Below are 17,039 nucleotides of genomic sequence, written 5' to 3'. Positions count from 1 at the left end.
TAAAAACCGTCTTCGCCCCGCGAAGTACGGTTTTACTTTTTTTCACAGTCTACAAACGGCTATTTATTTACATCATGGTGTATAAAGAGAGGGGAACAAACCACAATAAGGGGTAATGTCAACTAAGATAAAGGTGGTCAGTCCATGAAGGATAAAAAATGGGATCTGGTTGCACTGGCTTCCATTCCGCTGATAATGACGCTAGGCAACTCCATGCTACTACCAACTTTACCGCAGATTGAGCATGCCCTGGGAATCAATTCTTTTCAGGTCAGCATGATCATCACGGTTTACGGTCTGATTGCCATTTTAATGATTCCAGTTGCCGGTTTTTTCTCCGACCGTTATGGACGGAAGATTGTGATACTTCCCAGCCTTATGTTAGCCGCTATAGGCGGGGTTGTTTGTGTAATCGCCGCCTGGTTCATGAAAGGGTACAGCGCATATTGGGTGATTCTTGCCGGGCGACTGCTTCAGGGAATCGGTGCTGCCGGCGCTTTTCCAATCGTGCTACCGTTCGTGGGGGATCTGTTCAAAGATGAGAAGGAGGTCAGCAAAAGTCTAGGGCTGATTGAGACCTCCAATACCTTCGGCAAGGTGCTTAGCCCGATTTTAGGCGCATACCTGGGGACGCTGCTCTGGTACGCTCCATTTATCGCGATTCCGTTTCTCTGCATTCTTTCATTTGTGCTGGTACTGTTTCTGGTCAAGCCGCCGAAAAAGGAAGATCAGGCTGCAGAGGAGAAACCGACACTGCGCAAGTTTTTATCCGATATTAAGGACATTCTGCATAAAAGAGGGCGCTGGCTCTATGCGATATTTGCGATCGGTGGCATTTGCATGTTTGTGACCTTTGGAGTACTTTTTTATCTATCCGAGATCCTGGAAACTAAACATAAGCTGCATGGGGCAATGAAAGGGCTGGTGCTGGCGATCCCGTTGGCACTGCTATGTCTCGCATCCTACGGCTGCGGGAAGATCATCGGTCAGAACAAGGCCCTAATGAAATGGCTGGGCTTTGGCGGAATGGTATTGCTGACGGGGGCGATGGTGGTTACTGGCTTCAACAAAGGGATTTATATGATGGTAGCGTTCCTGACGGTGAGCGGTATCGGTATTGGGGTGGTCCTGCCCTGTATGGATGCGCTGATCACTGAGGCTTTTGAAAAGGAGAACCGTGGAACGATTACTTCGCTATATAGTAGTATGAGGTTCATCGGGGTGGCGCTAGGGCCTCCTGTCGTCTCGCTGCTAATGACCCGGGGTCATTGGGTGCTATTCGGAACTATGACTGTATTGGGAGCTGTGGGTGGTTTGTTGAGTTTGTTTGCTGTAACGCCAAGCAAAGAAGAAGGTGGAGAGGATGGAGTCAAAAAGACAGCGAAATCGTTCTCGATCCGGACTCAGCGGGCCCGGGTCCGCTGAACTACCGAAAAGAGCCGGGCTAGCACACTCTTTTGCATTTATTTTAGGCTCTGTCTTTATGGATGAATGCCAAGTAATTAACTAACGATACTAAAAAGCCCTTGTCCGGATACTCGGACAAGGGCTTGGTGTTCACCATCAATTAAAACTATATTTAAGCTTTTGGAACGGTCTCCCAGTCCTTAAGAAAACGCTCGATACCATTATCGGTCAGAGGGTGCTTCCAGAGTGAAGGCAGGAGGGAACCAGGAATTGTAGCGATATGTGCACCTGCTAAGGCGGCTTGCTCCACATGAGCAATGTTACGGATGCTGGCTGCGATAATTTCGGAAGTCAGGCCGTAGTTGGTCAGGATAGTCTTAAGATCTCTGATCAGCTTCAACCCGTCCACGCCGATATCATCCAGACGTCCTACGAATGGGCTGATATAGGTGGCGCCGGCCTTGGCGGCCATCAGGCCTTGGGCGGCGGAGAAGATAAGCGTCACATTGGTTTTGATGCCTTTTTTCGTGAGCTCGTAACAGGCTTCCAGACCATCCTCGGTCATAGGCAGCTTAATTACCACATTCGGTGCCCACTCAGCGATTTCATACGCTTCCTTCAGCATTTCGTCAGCCTTCAGGCCGATGACCTCAGCGCTGACAGGCCCTGGCACGATCTCGACGATTTCTTTGATAACGTCTTTAAAGAGTCGGCCTTCTTTGGCGATCAGTGAAGGATTTGTCGTTACGCCATCCACCAAACCGAGGCGGGTGATACGTTTGATCTCTTCAATATTCCCTGTGTCCAAGAAAAATTTCATTGCTGATATCCTCCCTTGATTTCCTAATGGATTGGCTAGCCGCTTTCATTTTTTATTATGGGACATGTCCAAAAAAGTTTCAACTGTTATTTTGAATATTTTAAAATGACTTTATAGGATGTATCCCGTAGTCCCTGTTATTATGGTTCACTGGAAGGCGAGACATACAGAAGGTGGATTACAAAATCATATGTCTGCAAAATCCCCACTCCCGTCTGTCTTGCTGCCGTGATAAGATAAAGGAAGTGTTGTTAATTAGGAATGGACGGTGAGGATGGATGATCCTGGCGGTATTGGCTGCTGCACTCCTGTTGCTGCTGGCTTCGGGATGGCTTGCTTATCAGAACAGCCGGCTGATTGCCGGGCGCAAGGCGAACGGAGCAGCAGTGCATCTGCCGTCCCCGCGTTATTCTGTATTTAGCCAAGCTACACCGAGACAGATGGGGGATTCTGGAGGGGAATCTTTATTCAGCTTGAGGTTGCCTCTGGAATCAGCTGCATCAGTGACTGAAGGGCAGGAATACGCCTGGGTTACATTATGCAGGGATGACACAGGGCAAGGAGAAATGTTATTGCCGGATGCACAGCGCTATATGCTGAGCAGGATCAGGCAATTGGCCGGTGAGAAACAGCCGATCGAATTTGTTGCCTATGTGGAGGAGGGCGTCAGTGATCTTGAGCAGGAACTGATCCTGAATCTGGAGAAGGCGGTAAAAGAAGCAGTCTAGCTAGCCGAGCAGCCTTGATGGAATGCAGTAGATTATGAGAAATTACAGAAAATGCATGGAGGGAGTAACATATGCTGCCTGTTACAGATGTGGAATTTGTAGTTGTAGCTCCGGATAACAAAGATTTGCGGGAGCTTATTGTCACTCTGGATGAGGAACTGCTGGAGCGATATCCGCATGAGACGATTTATGTAGTGGATTTTAGCGATCCCAAGGTTCAGGAGATGACATTCGTAGTAGCTTATGTGAATGGACAGGCCGTGGGTTGCGGTGGATTGCGTCCCCTGGATTATCTGGATCCTGGGAGAAGGGCAATGGAGTTGAAACGCTTCTATGTAGATTCCAGCTGCCGCAAAATGGGGATCGCGACTAAAATGCTACTCTTCCTTGAAGGTAAGGCCTTGGCCGCCGGGTACCGGGAAATCCTGCTGGAGACCGGGATCAAGCAGCCGGAAGCCATTGGCCTGTATGTCAAGCACGGCTACCGGCCGATAGATCTGTTTGGTCCTTATGTTGGAGATCCTGACAGTCTATGCTACGGCAAAACGTTAATAGAAGAATAAGCGTCAGGCGTGATATTTACCGACGGGTGCGTTAAGTACCCATTCCAGCATTAGAATCATATCTTCGAGTCGTACAAGCTGGGCCTGCAATGAACTGCGCTGGGTATCTTCCTCTGCCAAGGGGGCGAGGCGTGATTCCAGCGATCTGCGCTGCAGGGTTAGTTCATTAATTTTGGATTGGATTTGGTTTTCAGTTCTCATCTTGCTCCTCCTGGAGTTTGGTTAGTCTTCATTTGCATCATAATATTATATCGGAAATGTGGAGGGAATAAAATGAGTGTTAATGTAAAGCAGTTAGCCGCTGAGAAAGCAGTAGAATATGTGCAGGATGGTATGAAGGTAGGTCTTGGTACCGGTTCGACGGCTTATTGGGCGATCCGCAAGCTTGGCGAACGGGTGGCTGAAGGGTTGAAGATTACGGCTGTTGCCACGTCACAGGCTTCTGAGGATCAGGCACGTGAGCTGGGAATTCCGCTCGTGGGCTTCGGTGACATTGACCGCCTGGACCTCACGATTGACGGCGCGGACGAGCTGGATGGCAAGCTGCAATTAGTGAAGGGTGGCGGGGGCGCCCTGCTGCGCGAGAAGATTGTCGCTATGGGGAGCGAGCGCATGATCGTAGTTGCTGATGAGAGTAAAGCAGTGGAGACACTGGGCAAGTTTCCGTTGCCTGTAGAGATTGTTCCATTCGCTTGTGAATGGACGCTTAGTGATCTCGCCAAGCTCGGTTGTGAGCCGGTACTGCGCCGTACTGGTGATGACCTGTACAAGAGCGATAATGGCAATTACATTGCTGACTGCCATTTTGGAGCAATCCATTCGGCGCCGGAGCTGGCTAAGGCACTGCAAGGCATACCAGGCGTAGTTGAACACGGTCTCTTCATTGGCATTGCAGACTTTGCGATTATCGGCAAAAGCGATGGCAGCATTGAAGTGATCGAAGGGGATAAGCATCGTTGATCTTCCTTCCAGGGTCCGGACCCAGGCGTAGACGCAGGCGCGGGGTGCAGGCCGTTCTTATTTTATACAGTGCGCTGCTGCTCTACTGGATGTTTCTCGGTTTCGGTCGTGAAGCCCATATGGGTGGACCGTGGCAGTATAATCTGGTACCATGGAAGACCGTCTCTCTTTATCTGGACATGGGGAACCGCCTTTCCATTTGGAATCGGGCGGTAAATCTGCTGGGGAATGTGGCTGTATTTGTTCCGTTCGGGTTGTTGTTGCCCCTGATTTGGAACAAGCTGTCTTCTGCGGCAAGACTGGCGCTAGTCATGATCCCTGTTATTCTGCTGCTAGAATGTCTGCAGATGCTTCTGCACGTTGGAAGCTTCGATGTGGACGACCTGCTGCTGAACATGCTGGGGGTATGGGCTGGCTATGCTGTAATTCGGCTGGGGAGAACTGGAAGGAATTCATAAGATGGAGGGATTACATACATGCTGATTGATTTGACACCACGCATCGGAACACCTGAGGTGAATGAACTGCTGGAGTATGCGGTGGTTGAGGAAACCGAGACCCTTCAGCAGACTTCGGAGGAATACCGCAATTCATCCGGACTGCAGTTGTTTGGCTGGGAAGAAGAGGAATTGCTCCTTGGTCTGGTAGGATTCGAGGAAACAGAAGATGGCTCACTGGATATCCGCCACATTGCCGTGCTGCCGGAGAATCGGGGTAAAGGATATGCCCGTGGGATGATTTTGGAGCTGCTTACTGCTAGAGAGCCGCGTTACTTACTGTCAGAGACCGAAGATGAGGTAGCAGCCGATTTCTACCGGGCCCTGGGCTTTATGGTCTATAGTCTCGGCGTGAACGCAGCCGGAATCGAGATGTTTCGCTGTGTATATGAGGTTGAAGAGTTTGAGGATGAGGAATAACCTCACCCTGAACGACATAGAATGGCAGGCCAAGGAGTTTTGTTGGCCTGTCATTTTTTTTCATGCAAATACAAGCACTACGTCATTACATTTGACTTTTGAGTGCTGAAGACATATAGTTCTAAAGTGAAACTATTCTACACATGAACTATTGTGGGGTTGTAAGGAGGATTAAGCTTTGGATGAAGTGGCAGAACAGTGGATAAACCGTTATCTGGATGCCTACCTGGCGGTATCAAGAAATATCAGTGCTCAAATCAGGGATAGTATCGCTGGCGGACTTACGACAGACCAATACCTGATCTTGCGGCTGATCAACGGGAAGGAGCGCTGCACCTCCACATATCTGGCCGAATCGTTCGCTGTAGGTAAAAGCTCGATTACAGCAATCAGCAACCGGCTGGTCGATGCGGGACTTTTGGTGCGTACGCGCGACGAGAATGACCGGAGGCAGGTCTATCTCTCAATGACGGAGCAGGGGCGTGAGGTATTTGAAGTGGCGGGTAAGCATGTCATGGATACGGTGTCGCCGTACTTCTCCCATTTTGGAGACAAAGAGATCGAGAATTTCATTATGATGTTCGAAAGGCTGGCAAGAATGATGCAGGACTCAGGAGGGAAAGAGGATTGAAGACCATACTTAAGGCCAGATGGGCCATCATTGTGATCTGGATTGCAGCGGCTGTTGTATTGATGTTGACAGCACCTGGAATGTCCGATCTAGTCCGCGAGAAGGGACAGATTGCGGTTCCGGCCGGATATCCTTCATCCAGAGCAGCCGAGATTATGAAAGAAGCTGCTGAGGCCAAAGGCGGGGAGACGCTCCATCAAGTTGCACTTGTGTTCAACAAGCCGCAAGGCATTGGGGCCAAGGAAATGGAGAGTATTAAGCAAGGCGTTGAGAAGCTGAACCAGAATAAAGCCGATCTCAAGCTGGACTCCATTACCGACCCGTTCTCGCAAAGTGAGCTGAAAGACACGTTGATTGCCAAAGATGGCAAAACGATTATGGTGGCGTTGTTTGTCGCTGGTAGTGATGAAGACGTCAAGGTGCTTCCAGGTAAAGTAGACGCGCTACTGAAAGATGTGGACGCTGATCATTATCTGACGAGTGAAGGTTTGATTACCGAAGACACGATTGCCAGCTCCGAAGCGGGGCTGAAGAAATCGGAATATATAACCGTAGTATTCATTCTTCTAATTCTATTCTTAGTGTTCCGGTCGTTCGTAGCTCCATTTGTTCCGCTGCTGACTGTGGGACTGAGTTATGTGGTGGCCCAGTCAGTGGTAGCGTTTCTGGTCGATCGTTATGATTTCCCGCTATCCACGTTCACCCAGATCTTTATGGTGGCCGTATTGTTCGGGATCGGGACGGATTACTGTATCCTGCTGATTAGCCGATTCAAGGAAGAGCTGGCTGCTTCGGCGGATACCAAAACTGCAATTATTGAGACTTATCGTAAAGCAGGCGGTACGGTGTTCTACTCCGGCCTTGCTGTATTTGTAGGCTTTGTAGCCATCGGCTTCTCCAAGTTCATGCTGTATCGCTCGGCGGTGGCCGTGGCTGTCGGCATTGCGGTGATGCTACTTGCACTAGTGACAGTTGTACCTTTCTTTATGGCTGTCCTGGGCAAAAAGATGTTCTGGCCGTCGCGCGGCAAGCTGGAACACAGCGAAAGCCGAATCTGGGGGGCGGCAGGCTCCTTCTCCCTGAAAAGACCATGGGCGGCGCTGCTAATCGTAGCAGCCATCGTTGTGCCTTTCCTGGTCACCTACGATGGGAAGCTGTCCTATAACAGCATGGATGAGATTGGTTCGAACTATGCCTCGGTTAAAGGCTTTAATATTATATCCGAAAGCTTTGGCCCTGGTGAATCTATGCCAGGCAAGATCGTGATCAAGAATGACGATCGAATGGACAATTCGGAGTATATCGGGCTTGCGGAGAAGATCAGCCGTGAGCTGGAGAAGGTGGAAGGGATCAAGACCGTTCGCAGTATGTCGCGTCCGGCAGGCGAGGCGATCAATGACTTCCTGATTCCTACACAAGTCAAGACACTATCAGAGGGTCTGGACAAGACAAATGACGGATTGTCCAAGATTCAGAGCGGCTTGTCCGAAGCCAGCAAGCAGCTTAGTGACAATGCGCCCAAGCTGGCTGAAGCCGTGTCCGGCAGCGAGAAGCTGACGGAGGGAACGGCCGATTTGAAAGCGGGGATTGTCGCTCTTGGCGACGGTCTATCCCGGATTGAGAGCGGCATTAAGAGCGGCTCTGCCGGGGCAGGCCAGATCAAAGCCGGACTTCAGCAGGCAGCGACAAGTGCACAGCAGTTGGCGGATGCCAATCAGGCGCTGCTTGCCGGCTACAAAAAAATCGGCGCAGGTCTGACGGCGCTAGATGGCGGGCTAGGCCAGATTCAAGGCCAGCTGCAAGGCGTAGCAACAGCCTTGAACGGCCTGGGCACTTCCTTCGCTGGGCTTGAGACCAGCTATCCGGATCTGCTGCAGGATGTCAATTACCAGACCATTAAAGGCACAGTGACTCAGTCCGGTACCGGTGCTGCTGGACTGGCGGCAGGCCTCGGCCAGATTTCCCAGAACTTGAAGGGTGCGGCTGGCGGCCTGACGGAAGCCAATGCCGGTTATGCCAAAGCTGCGGCCGGACAGACTGCACTGGCACAGGGCTTGCAGAAGCTTGTGGCGGGGATTGGTCAGCTTCAATCGGGACTTAACCAGGCTGCTGACGGTCAAGGTCAGATCGTTGGAAAAATCCCATCGATTACGGGCGGTCTGGATCAGCTGCAAGGTGGACAGAAGCAACTGGCGGACGGCTTCGGTCAGCTAACCGGCCAGATCGGTCAGTTAACTGCCGGTCTAAGCGATAGTGCGGATGGGCTGAAGCAGATCTCCGGTGGCCTCGGCTCAGCACAGGATTTCCTGAACCAGATTCATAACGCTAAGGATGATGAACTGAGCGGATTCTTTGTGCCGGATGAGGCTCTCAAAGCCGACGGCATCCAACAGGTGTTCGACAACTACCTGACACATGACCGCAAGATTATGACCCTTGATATTGTGTTCGCACAGAACCCTTACAGCAAGGAAGCCATCGACAGTGTTAGCAATATTCAATCTGCTGTTGAACGTGCGGTGAAAGGAACGAAGCTGGAGAATGCGGAAATTGCCATCAGTGGCGTTACCAGCACCTACAATGACTTGCAGAACATCTCCAATGCGGACTATAGCCGGACAGTAATCTTGATGCTGGGCGGTATATTCATCATCCTGGTCTTACTGCTCCGTTCCTTCATCATGCCGCTTTACCTGATTCTGTCGCTCGTGATTACTTACTTTACGGCGCTGGCGATGACGGAAGCGATCTTCGTGAACATGCTCGGCTATTCCGGAATCACCTGGTCCACGCCATTCTTCAGCTTCGTTATGCTGGTAGCGCTTGGCGTTGACTATAGTATCTTCCTTATGGCCCGGTTCAACGAGAACAAGTCATGGGATGTGAAAGAAGCTATCCTGCATGCCATGCGCAACATGGGGACTGTTATTTTGTCAGCTGTAGTTATTCTGGGCGGTACCTTTGCCTCGATGTATCCATCGGGCGTGCTCTCGATGATGCAGATCGCTACAGTAGTGCTTGCCGGCTTGGCGTTGTATGCCTTCATCTTCCTGCCGTTCTTCGTGCCGGTGATGGTGAAGATGTTCGGGCGGGCCAACTGGTGGCCATTCCCTGACAGCTCTAGTGCTGCTGAGGAGAAATCAAATACACTAGATGTGTAGAGTATTGTCACTTAAGGTCCAGATCGTAGCCTTGTGAGAAGACTACACTTCCTTGCAAAGAGAGTGTCCCGCAGCAATTGCTGTTTACTGGGACACACTCTTTTTTTCTTTTTTACAAATAAAGAGAAACCTTTTTCCCTTCCCGGGCATCTAATCAGCATAAAGAGCAGGAAATGAGTGGAAAAGGAATGGGGGCTTTACAGTTGGAAACAGATGTGACAGAAGAGGTCAGACGTGCCCAAGCCGGGGATAAAGATGCTTTCATCCATCTTGTGAAAGAGCTGGAGCTGCAAATGTATACAGTGGCGAAAGCTATTGTGAAAAAGGATGAGGACTGTGCGGACGCCATGCAGGAGACGGTGCTCAAGGCCTATCAGTCGATTGGCGGTCTGAAGGAACCGTTATTTTTCAAAACATGGCTGCTACGCATACTGATTAATGAATGCAATCTACTCTTGCGCAAGAGTGCAAAAAGTGTCGTGATGGCTGAGCTGCCCAGCCTGCATAGAGAGAGTCCTGACTATGAACATATCGATCTGCGCGAAGCCGTGTATCAATTAGAGGAGATCTCGCGGAATATTATTATCCTGCATTATTTTCAGGATCTGCCACTTAGCCAAATTGCGGACATCCTGGAGCTGTCTGAAGGTGCAATCAAGACAAGGCTGCATAGGGCTAGAAAGTCATTATACCAGTGGCTGGCAGATCCAGCAGAAAGGAAGGTCAACGTATGAACAACCCTGATTTCGAGGCAGAACTGGTTGGTTTGAAGATGGCTTCCATCGAAGAAGTGCCAGAGCCTGTGCGTAGCAGAATGGACATCACCTATCAAATGCTAGACAGTAGTACCCAAAACCACAGTCTAGCAAGGAAGAAGCGACGGTGGTTGCACCGCATGATCATTACAACAGGTAGTGTGGCTGTAGCGGGCTTGCTCTTTATTGTTCTGGGATTCTTCTCGCCAGCTATGGCGGAGACCCTTAAGCAAATTCCTTTTGTGAAGAGTGTGTTCCAGTTGGCGGGAGATCTTGGTCTTCGTAATGCATCAGAGCGTGGATTGATTCACAGCGTGGATCAGAGTGTTACTCACCAAGGCGTGACGCTGGGGGTATCAGAACTGATGTATGATGGCAGTCGCTTGTCCCTGGTTCTTAGCCGTGAGTCACCTGATACCTCTGGTGCAACATTTATGGAGACGTGGCGGGGGATTATTGGAAGCGTAGTGAATAATATCGACTTTTATGTGAATGGGGAGCTCGTGAATACAGCATGGGGATTGTCCCCCGGCGGCGACGAGTCTCCGAATTCGGTGATCGTGACCACCTTTGAAGAAGTGCAAGTTCCGGATCAATTTGAGTTCAAGATGGTGGTTCGATTGGCTGAGCTTAAGCAGGACTTTACGTTCACGATTCCTGTTACAAAGAATACTGCGGATAGTATTGTACTCACCCCGGCCGAAGTTAAAAGTGATGATCCTATTCATATGAGCATCAAGCGGTTAGAGCTAAGCCAGACGACTACCCTATTGGTGGTAGAGTTCAAGAATGAGCCGGAAGAAGTTAAGGGTGACACAATAAGAAGAATGCGGGAGAAATATAAAATTCACGGGCTCTTTAATATTAATTTTGAGCTTATCGATGAGCAGGGGCGAAGTCCCTTCTATATCGGGGCGAGTCTATACGGACATGAAGGCCTGACAACGTATACCACTACATTCGAACCTTTTGACTCGATGCCCAGAACGCTCATAGTGAAGCCTTTCATATGGCGGGAAGAACAGAAAGAGTATATCTCCGAGCTTGAATTTATAATACCTGTGAAATAACGATATCAGCAAAGAACCTCCGGGGGCCACGTGAAATGTGGATTCCGGAGGTTTTCTTTTTTTACGCTTAAGGATGTAAGAGGATCGTCATCTATCTCATTTTGGCAAAAAAGCTGCGCAGCGCCCAGCCGCGTTCCTGGCGTTTCTTATATTTCGGAAGCGAGCGGTAAATGGCTGTTGACTCTGCAAAAGCACTTTTCGCTTCTTCTTCCCTTCCCAGCGCCCGGTACATCGAGCCAGCCAGATAATAAGCTTCACTGGAGGAAGATTGAATCTCTTGGAACTCGCTGACATAGTGAAGCGCCTTGTCGCGGTCTGTATGACGGAAAATCTCAGCCAGTCGCAGATAGGGTTGACCGTATTGGGCTCTGCGGTTAATATCTAGTCCCTTCAGTACCTGAGCCTCGCCTTCTTCCATCTGTCCCAGCTTCAAATTCACGTGTCCAAGCTCGACCCAATATTCGGCGGATTGTTCATAGCGGTCTTCAATTTCCTGTAGTAATTTCTTTGCTTCATTAAATTTTTTGCGTTCAGACAAATACCGGGCCAGTTCAAATTTGGATGATACATCATTGGGATTAAGCGAAATAGTAGTTCTCAGTTTGGAGATTTGCCGCGATCTGCGGAAGGGTTTTGCTATGCTGGGCAAGATGCCGACAAAGCGGCGATCTAATACATACAGAATAATTAACAGAATTAGCAGAGCAAGAAAAGGATTGCCGATAAATCGAAATAACAGGATGAATCCGAGAATTTTGAACATATTGTCCTCCTAGATGAGTGAAATTAAGATTATGAAAAGTAGTTCTACCTCCCTAACTAACCGCATTTTGTATCTTATATTTTTAAAATAGAGACAAACAAGGGGAATAAGAGAGCTAAGAAGGATCGAAGTGTAATTAACGGCATTTTCGTACCTTAATTCCTCTGCCGCTACCGGCTATTAGAGATTAAGTGCAATATTGTACCTTAAATCTTCCAGAATATCCATCGAGTATGGTTTTTTCGGAAAATAAGATACAATAATGCCCTTATTTGCCTCATTTACCTATATTAAAGTAAAATAAGGTACAAAAATGCTCTTATATAAAGTGAACTTAAGAATAGCACCTTGCCTAATTCTTAAGTTCAGCTTATATAGTTGGGGAGGATGCCCCTCTTTCGCACTGTTAAGACGACTGTTGAAGGGGAAGGGGACTATACGGGAATGTACCGCTTCTAGTGCTGAAATCTGTCGACAGACTATGTTACGGTGCTAGCTTCTCTATGGAAAGCAGTCAGGCGAGCGCTTTGCGTCTACAGTTCCAAACTTCCCCGTTCACTCATCTTTGTTTTTGTGAATTTCTTTTGTCCGGCTTATTTAGGATAAGCTATATTTGTTATTTTAATGTGTTCTAGATCATTTGTCTTGTTATGTATTACGTTGCTGCGGTCTTTCGTTATAATAGGAGGTGTTCAGCCAGGATAATTATACCATAATCTGAATAAGAAGGAGATCAGGTGATGAAGTTATCTCGATCCAAGTCCCTTATGCTTAGTGTTGTATTATGCGTAGCTTTACTGTGGGTGCCCATACCTCAAGCTGTTGGGGCAGCGGAAGTACCCTCTACGGCCAAACTTTCAAATATCAAGAAGATAGTCGCCTCTCCAGGCTTCTGGGGCGGGAACGCCTTCGCGCTTGGCCAAGACGGTACCGTGTGGGCTTGGGGCAGCAATGTCTATGGACAATTTGCTAACGGAGTCGCCAGCCCTGAGGGTTGGACGATCACGCCTCATCGTCTAGCATTCTTGGATCATACCAAAGACCTTGTCCTCGGAAGAGGATATTACTTGGCACTGAAGCAAGATGGAACCGTTACGGCTTGGGGCCGGTTTAAAAAGAAGGACAGCGCTACTCTGACAGGAAAATCTGTAGAGGTACTGTTACCCCAGAACGTATCAGGCTTGACGGATGTGGTCGCTCTGAGTAGTGGAACAGATAGCGCGCTGGCGGTGAAAAAAGACGGGACTGTCTGGGAATGGAACTCCCCGGCTGATTCTGAAACCGGATATACCTCTCTGCCTGCCGCAGTGAAGGTGCCGGGCTTAAGTGGAGTCAAATGGGTTGGCAGTGAAAGATACCACGCCGCGCTCAAGGATAATGGTACCTTATGGGTGTGGGGAACCGGGGCACAGGATGATAACACAGGTCTCCCCAAAGCCCCGACTCCGGTCAGCGGTCTTTACAATGTCAAGTCAGCGGTATTTAACGGTGACAGCCTAGTCGTCCTGACGGCTAGTGGAGCAGTATGGTCATCGGTCGGCGGCTGGAACAGCAGTAACTTCGGGATTCCCAGCTATCCAATCAAGTTTCAGAAGATGTCTTCGCTTTCTGGCATAACTTCTATAGACACGAATGGCTTCATCAACCTCGTGCAGAACCAGAAGGGGGAATATTGGATATGGGGAGCAGGGAGTAATCAGAAGTCGCTTCAGAAAATCACATCACCCAGCAATATCGCCAGATTGGAGCTGAATCTGAACGGTTTTGCCGCTGTCCGGAAGGATGGTACAGTCTGGACGTGGGGTCATATGTATGCTGCCGACGGACAGCTTAGTTTTACACAGCCGAGGCAGATTAAAGGGCTGCAAGCGCCGGTGTCTTTTGCCACAGGAGAAAACAGTAAGTATGCGGTTATGAAAGATGGAACGGTTGCTGCCTGGGGCACGAATATGTTCGGTCAATTGGGCATCAGTGCCCTGGATTCCCGTCCTTTTACGGTTTCCCCCCTATTGAAGCCCGTAACGCTGATTATCGACGGTCAGATGCTGGAACCTCTCCAGCCGCCAATTTTTCGGGAGGGCAGAGTACTGGTACCGCTGCGAGATGTGGCCCAAAGTTTGGGTTATACCATCGGGTCTGTGGGCGGCATCATGACATTGACCAAGGATGGCAAAGAAGTTGTGCTTCAGGATGGGAATTACAAGCTGGGAAATGGCAGAACTATCCCCATGGGCGAGAGCATATTGGTGAGCTACACCTCGATGGTTCCCGCAGCTCAGCTTGCACAGGCGCTGGGTTTTACAGCAAAGTGGGAGGGCAGTTCATACACGCTCACCTTGCAGGAGAATTTCCTCAAACTGATCCAGCAATAAAGTTGTCTTCTAATTACAGGAAATAAATGATATGTTAGGCGTAATCATACTAATGGTTTTTATTTCATAGCGGGGAAAGAAGGATGAGTGATGGAGCAGAACTTGACAGCGGTGAAGCTGCGCCCCCTGGGTCAGTCTTCGCTTTCCGTCTCGCCACTGGGCCTGGGCTGCTGGCAGTTTAGCCGGGGAAAGGGACTGGTGGGCAGCTATTGGAGCAACCTGAATGAAGGCGATATTCTCGAGATTGTGCGGGTCAGTCTTGAAGGCGGCATGAACTGGGTGGATACGGCAGAGGTCTACGGTGGAGGCAAATCAGAGGAAGCGCTGGCACAGGTCCTCGACCAGTTGCGGCAGGAGGGAAGTCCTCAATCGGCTCCGCTGATCGCGACCAAGTGGTGGCCACTTTTCCGTACCGCGGGTTCGATTACCTCCACGATTGAGGAGCGGATTCGATGCCTGGGTGGACGAACCATTGACCTGTACCAGATTCACCAGCCATTCTCCTTGTCCACGATTGCTCAGGAGATGAAGGCGATGGCTGGCTTGGTTAAAGCGGGAAAAATCCGTTATGTCGGTGTCAGCAATTATTCGGCGAAGCAGATGGTCGCGGCTCACCGCTTGTTGCAGCAGCATGGACTGTCGTTGGTCTCCAATCAGGTTAAATACAATCTGCTCGACCGGGCGATTGACCGCAACGGAATTCTGGAGACTGCGAAGGAGCATGGCATTTCAATCATTGCTTATTCTCCACTGCAGCAGGGACTGCTCACGGGTCGTTTCCATCATGATCCGGCGCAGATTCAAGCCCTGACCCGCAGCCGCCGGTTAATGTCCGGTTTAAATGAAAAGAGCCTGACCCGCAGTCGGCCATTAATAGAGGCTTTGGATGCCCTAGGTCGAAAATACAATGCGACCTCAGGGCAGATCGCGCTGAATTGGCTGATTCATTATCACGGCGATACGGTCGTGGCGATTCCGGGTGCATCGAAGGTGCGGCATGCCCAGGAAAACATCGGTGCGATGACCTTCCAGCTTACGGTCGATGAATTGGAACAGCTCAATGAAGCTTCCTGGTTCGCGGTCAAATAACATACCAAGCTATATACAAAGAGCCTCCGAAGGACCCTTGGTCACTTGGAGGCTCTTGTCTGTCTACCCACGCTGAAGCCGTTACACCTCAATAATGATCGGCAGGATCATCGGTCGCCGTTTGGTTTTCTCATACAGGAATTTACCCAGGACATCCTTGATCGTCTGCTTCATGATATTCCATTGGCCAAGATCGGCTTTGTGCATTTTATGCAGCGTATCCGTGACCAATTGATTGATTTCGTCCATTAGCGTTTCCGAGTTGCGGATATAGATGAACCCTCTGGAAATGGTATCGGGACTGTTCAGCAGCCGTCCATCGGTTTGGTTAAGTGTAATGACTGTGATCAGGATACCGTCAGCTGAGAGCTGTCGCCGGTCGCGTAGCACCACATTGCCAATATCCCCGATGCCCAGACCGTCGACGAGGATCTGCCCCGCGGTTAGTTTTTTGCCGGACTGTCTGACAGTCCCCCCCGCAGCTTCAACAATGTCGCCGTTTTTGAGAATGAAAATATTCTCAGGATTTACACCTACCGCCTCGGCCAACAGGCTGTGATGATGAAGCATACGGTACTCTCCGTGCACCGGAATAAAGTATTCCGGTTTCATAAGGGTCAGCATCAGTTTCAGTTCTTCCTGGCTGCCATGCCCGGATACATGAAGCTCGCTGCGGGAGCCGTAGATGACTCGTGCACCCAGAATATACAAGTTGTCTACAATTCGGGCGACATTTCGTTCATTACCGGGGATTGGATTGGCCGCGATCAGTACAGTGTCCCCAGCGTGAATCTCCATTAGCCGATTGCTGGAGTTCGCCAGACGGGATAAGGCGGCCATAGGTTCACCCTGACTGCCTGTACATAACACGGCACATTGTTCAGGCGGTAGGTCGGCAGCCTCCGCAGGCTCTATCAACATGTCATCCGGAATATCCAGATACCCTAATTCCTGGGCTACGCCGACCACAGCCACCATGCTCCTGCCCAGCAGAGCGAGCTTACGCCCAGTATGATGAGCAGCATCCACAACCTGTTGCAGACGGTGCACATTGGAAGCAAAGGTGGAGACAAAGATTCTTTGTTCAGCATTCTTAAACGCTTCTTCCATATGTGATCCTACCAGTCGTTCGGACGGAGTGAAGCCAGGGCGCTCAGCATTGGTGCTTTCTGAAAGTAGGATTTTAACACCTTTTTTGCCGATTTCAGCCATTCTGTGCAGATCAGGGTATTGTTTGTTGACCGGTGTCATATCAAATTTGAAGTCCCCTGTATGTACGACGGTTCCTTCGGGAGTATCGAATACAACCCCGAGGCAATCCGGGATGCTGTGATTGGTGTTGAAAAAGGTGGTGGTGATGGTGCCAAAGTCTAGTGTCGAATCCGCATCAATGCAGTGCAGGCTCGTTTGCCGCAGAAGGCCATGCTCCTTCAGCTTGTTTTCTATCAGGCCTAGTGTCAAGCGGGAAGCATATATCGGAATGTTCAGTTGTTTCAGCAGATAAGGGATGCCGCCAATATGATCTTCATGTCCGTGAGTCACGACCAGTCCGCGTACCTTATCGATATTGTTCAGCAAGTAGCTGACATCGGGAATGATCAGGTCGATGCCTAGCAGACTTTCATCGGGAAATTTGGCACCGCAATCGATAACAATAATATCATCGGCATACTGCACGAGGTACATGTTCTTGCCGATCTCATTGACGCCGCCTAATGCAGCGATCCAGAGCTGTGCTCCTGACATTTTCACAGGCAGTTCCCCCCAACTGAATTTACCTATATTATGGATGAAAATCATGGG

At 49.8% G+C, this 17,039-nt stretch carries 16 protein-coding genes; 12 read left to right on the top strand and 4 right to left on the bottom strand.

Features of this window, described 5'->3' with window-relative positions:
• The first annotated feature begins 144 nt into the window (after positions 1-144).
• Positions 145-1,425, top strand: a complete 1,281-nt coding sequence (bcbE, locus tag ACFRAM_RS12885; RefSeq protein ID WP_379466192.1) for a bacillibactin exporter BcbE — start codon at positions 145-147, stop codon at positions 1,423-1,425.
• Positions 1,426-1,579: 154 nt separating this feature from the next.
• On the opposite strand, the gene fsa is transcribed toward bcbE, so the two are convergent.
• The gene (gene fsa / locus ACFRAM_RS12880) at positions 1,580-2,227 is read right to left on the bottom strand and encodes a fructose-6-phosphate aldolase (RefSeq protein WP_379201834.1); all 648 of its coding nucleotides are present in this window, start codon (positions 2,225-2,227) and stop codon (positions 1,580-1,582) included.
• Between the two features lie 278 nt (positions 2,228-2,505).
• Here fsa and ACFRAM_RS12875 point away from each other — a divergent pair, with 278 nt between their 5' ends.
• Together ACFRAM_RS12875 and ACFRAM_RS12870 are read left to right on the top strand one after the other, a co-directional pair.
• Positions 2,506-2,955, top strand: a complete 450-nt coding sequence (locus tag ACFRAM_RS12875; RefSeq protein ID WP_379466191.1) for a hypothetical protein — start codon at positions 2,506-2,508, stop codon at positions 2,953-2,955.
• Between the two features lie 71 nt (positions 2,956-3,026).
• Entirely contained in the window at positions 3,027-3,518 is a 492-nt protein-coding gene (locus tag ACFRAM_RS12870) for a GNAT family N-acetyltransferase (RefSeq protein ID WP_379466190.1), read from the top strand.
• A 3-nt stretch (positions 3,519-3,521) separates the two neighbouring features.
• Here ACFRAM_RS12870 and ACFRAM_RS12865 read toward each other — a convergent pair whose 3' ends face one another.
• Positions 3,522-3,719 (bottom strand): hypothetical protein, encoded by a 198-nt coding sequence (locus ACFRAM_RS12865; RefSeq protein WP_066370520.1) that lies wholly within the window; start codon positions 3,717-3,719, stop codon positions 3,522-3,524.
• A gap of 72 nt (positions 3,720-3,791) precedes the next feature.
• Between ACFRAM_RS12865 and rpiA the strand changes: the two genes are divergently transcribed.
• The 7 genes from rpiA (at position 3,792) to ACFRAM_RS12830 (ending at position 11,012) form a co-directional block, all read left to right on the top strand.
• Entirely contained in the window at positions 3,792-4,478 is a 687-nt protein-coding gene (gene rpiA, locus ACFRAM_RS12860) for a ribose-5-phosphate isomerase RpiA (RefSeq protein ID WP_379466189.1), read from the top strand.
• Positions 4,475-4,936, top strand: coding sequence for a VanZ family protein (locus tag ACFRAM_RS12855; RefSeq protein ID WP_286155005.1), 462 nt, complete (start codon positions 4,475-4,477; stop codon positions 4,934-4,936). The genes rpiA and ACFRAM_RS12855 overlap by 4 nt, the downstream gene beginning before the upstream one ends.
• Positions 4,937-4,954: 18 nt before the next feature.
• A complete protein-coding gene (locus ACFRAM_RS12850) occupies positions 4,955-5,395 on the top strand; it encodes a GNAT family N-acetyltransferase (protein WP_379466188.1) in 441 nt (146 codons plus the stop codon).
• Between the two features lie 187 nt (positions 5,396-5,582).
• The gene (locus ACFRAM_RS12845; protein ID WP_312876391.1) at positions 5,583-6,026 is read left to right on the top strand and encodes a MarR family winged helix-turn-helix transcriptional regulator; all 444 of its coding nucleotides are present in this window, start codon (positions 5,583-5,585) and stop codon (positions 6,024-6,026) included.
• A complete protein-coding gene (locus ACFRAM_RS12840; RefSeq protein ID WP_379466187.1) occupies positions 6,023-9,187 on the top strand; it encodes an MMPL family transporter in 3,165 nt (1,054 codons plus the stop codon). Before ACFRAM_RS12845 ends, ACFRAM_RS12840 begins: the two co-directional genes overlap by 4 nt.
• Positions 9,188-9,390: 203 nt before the next feature.
• On the top strand, positions 9,391-9,921 hold the full coding sequence (locus ACFRAM_RS12835) for a sigma-70 family RNA polymerase sigma factor (protein WP_379466186.1): 531 nt from the start codon (positions 9,391-9,393) through the stop codon (positions 9,919-9,921).
• Positions 9,918-11,012, top strand: coding sequence for a DUF4179 domain-containing protein (locus ACFRAM_RS12830; protein ID WP_379466185.1), 1,095 nt, complete (start codon positions 9,918-9,920; stop codon positions 11,010-11,012). Before ACFRAM_RS12835 ends, ACFRAM_RS12830 begins: the two co-directional genes overlap by 4 nt.
• 91 nt (positions 11,013-11,103) lie before the next feature.
• Here ACFRAM_RS12830 and ACFRAM_RS12825 read toward each other — a convergent pair whose 3' ends face one another.
• A complete protein-coding gene (locus ACFRAM_RS12825; protein ID WP_175374601.1) occupies positions 11,104-11,775 on the bottom strand; it encodes a tetratricopeptide repeat protein in 672 nt (223 codons plus the stop codon).
• 740 nt (positions 11,776-12,515) lie between these two features.
• On the opposite strand from ACFRAM_RS12825, the gene ACFRAM_RS12820 reads away from it, so the two are divergent.
• Both ACFRAM_RS12820 and ACFRAM_RS12815 read left to right on the top strand, forming a co-directional pair.
• Complete coding sequence (locus tag ACFRAM_RS12820) at positions 12,516-14,147, top strand: stalk domain-containing protein (RefSeq protein WP_379466184.1); 1,632 nt, start codon at positions 12,516-12,518, stop codon at positions 14,145-14,147.
• Positions 14,148-14,237: 90 nt separating this feature from the next.
• Positions 14,238-15,236: an aldo/keto reductase gene (locus ACFRAM_RS12815; RefSeq protein WP_379466183.1), complete on the top strand. Its 999-nt coding sequence runs from the start codon at positions 14,238-14,240 to the stop codon at positions 15,234-15,236.
• An 81-nt stretch (positions 15,237-15,317) separates the two neighbouring features.
• Here the strand turns inward: ACFRAM_RS12815 and ACFRAM_RS12810 are convergent, their stop codons facing one another.
• Positions 15,318-16,982, bottom strand: a complete 1,665-nt coding sequence (locus ACFRAM_RS12810; protein ID WP_379466378.1) for a ribonuclease J — start codon at positions 16,980-16,982, stop codon at positions 15,318-15,320.
• Positions 16,983-17,039: the final 57 nt, after the last annotated feature.

Origin of the sequence: Paenibacillus sp. NPDC056722 (genome assembly GCF_042790635.1) — a bacterium.
Lineage (GTDB): Bacteria > Bacillota > Bacilli > Paenibacillales > Paenibacillaceae > Paenibacillus_AQ > Paenibacillus_AQ agri.
Note: the sequence above shows the minus strand (reverse complement) of the source record. Positions and strands in the feature narration are given on the sequence as shown.

Bases quoted from the DNA above. Each gene is read 5' to 3' on its own strand.
- ACFRAM_RS12815 (WP_379466183.1), top strand. From the start codon at position 14,238: ATGGAGCAGAACTTGACAGCGGTGAAGCTGCGCCCCCTGGGTCAGTCT.
- rpiA (WP_379466189.1), top strand. From the start codon at position 3,792: ATGAGTGTTAATGTAAAGCAGTTAGCCGCTGAGAAAGCAGTAGAATAT.
- ACFRAM_RS12810 (WP_379466378.1), bottom strand. From the start codon at position 16,982: ATGTCAGGAGCACAGCTCTGGATCGCTGCATTAGGCGGCGTCAATGAG.
- ACFRAM_RS12820 (WP_379466184.1), top strand. From the start codon at position 12,516: ATGAAGTTATCTCGATCCAAGTCCCTTATGCTTAGTGTTGTATTATGC.
- ACFRAM_RS12830 (WP_379466185.1), top strand. From the start codon at position 9,918: ATGAACAACCCTGATTTCGAGGCAGAACTGGTTGGTTTGAAGATGGCT.
- ACFRAM_RS12875 (WP_379466191.1), top strand. From the start codon at position 2,506: ATGATCCTGGCGGTATTGGCTGCTGCACTCCTGTTGCTGCTGGCTTCG.
- fsa (WP_379201834.1), bottom strand. From the start codon at position 2,227: ATGAAATTTTTCTTGGACACAGGGAATATTGAAGAGATCAAACGTATC.
- ACFRAM_RS12825 (WP_175374601.1), bottom strand. From the start codon at position 11,775: ATGTTCAAAATTCTCGGATTCATCCTGTTATTTCGATTTATCGGCAAT.
- ACFRAM_RS12870 (WP_379466190.1), top strand. From the start codon at position 3,027: ATGCTGCCTGTTACAGATGTGGAATTTGTAGTTGTAGCTCCGGATAAC.
- ACFRAM_RS12850 (WP_379466188.1), top strand. From the start codon at position 4,955: ATGCTGATTGATTTGACACCACGCATCGGAACACCTGAGGTGAATGAA.
- bcbE (WP_379466192.1), top strand. From the start codon at position 145: ATGAAGGATAAAAAATGGGATCTGGTTGCACTGGCTTCCATTCCGCTG.
- ACFRAM_RS12865 (WP_066370520.1), bottom strand. From the start codon at position 3,719: ATGAGAACTGAAAACCAAATCCAATCCAAAATTAATGAACTAACCCTG.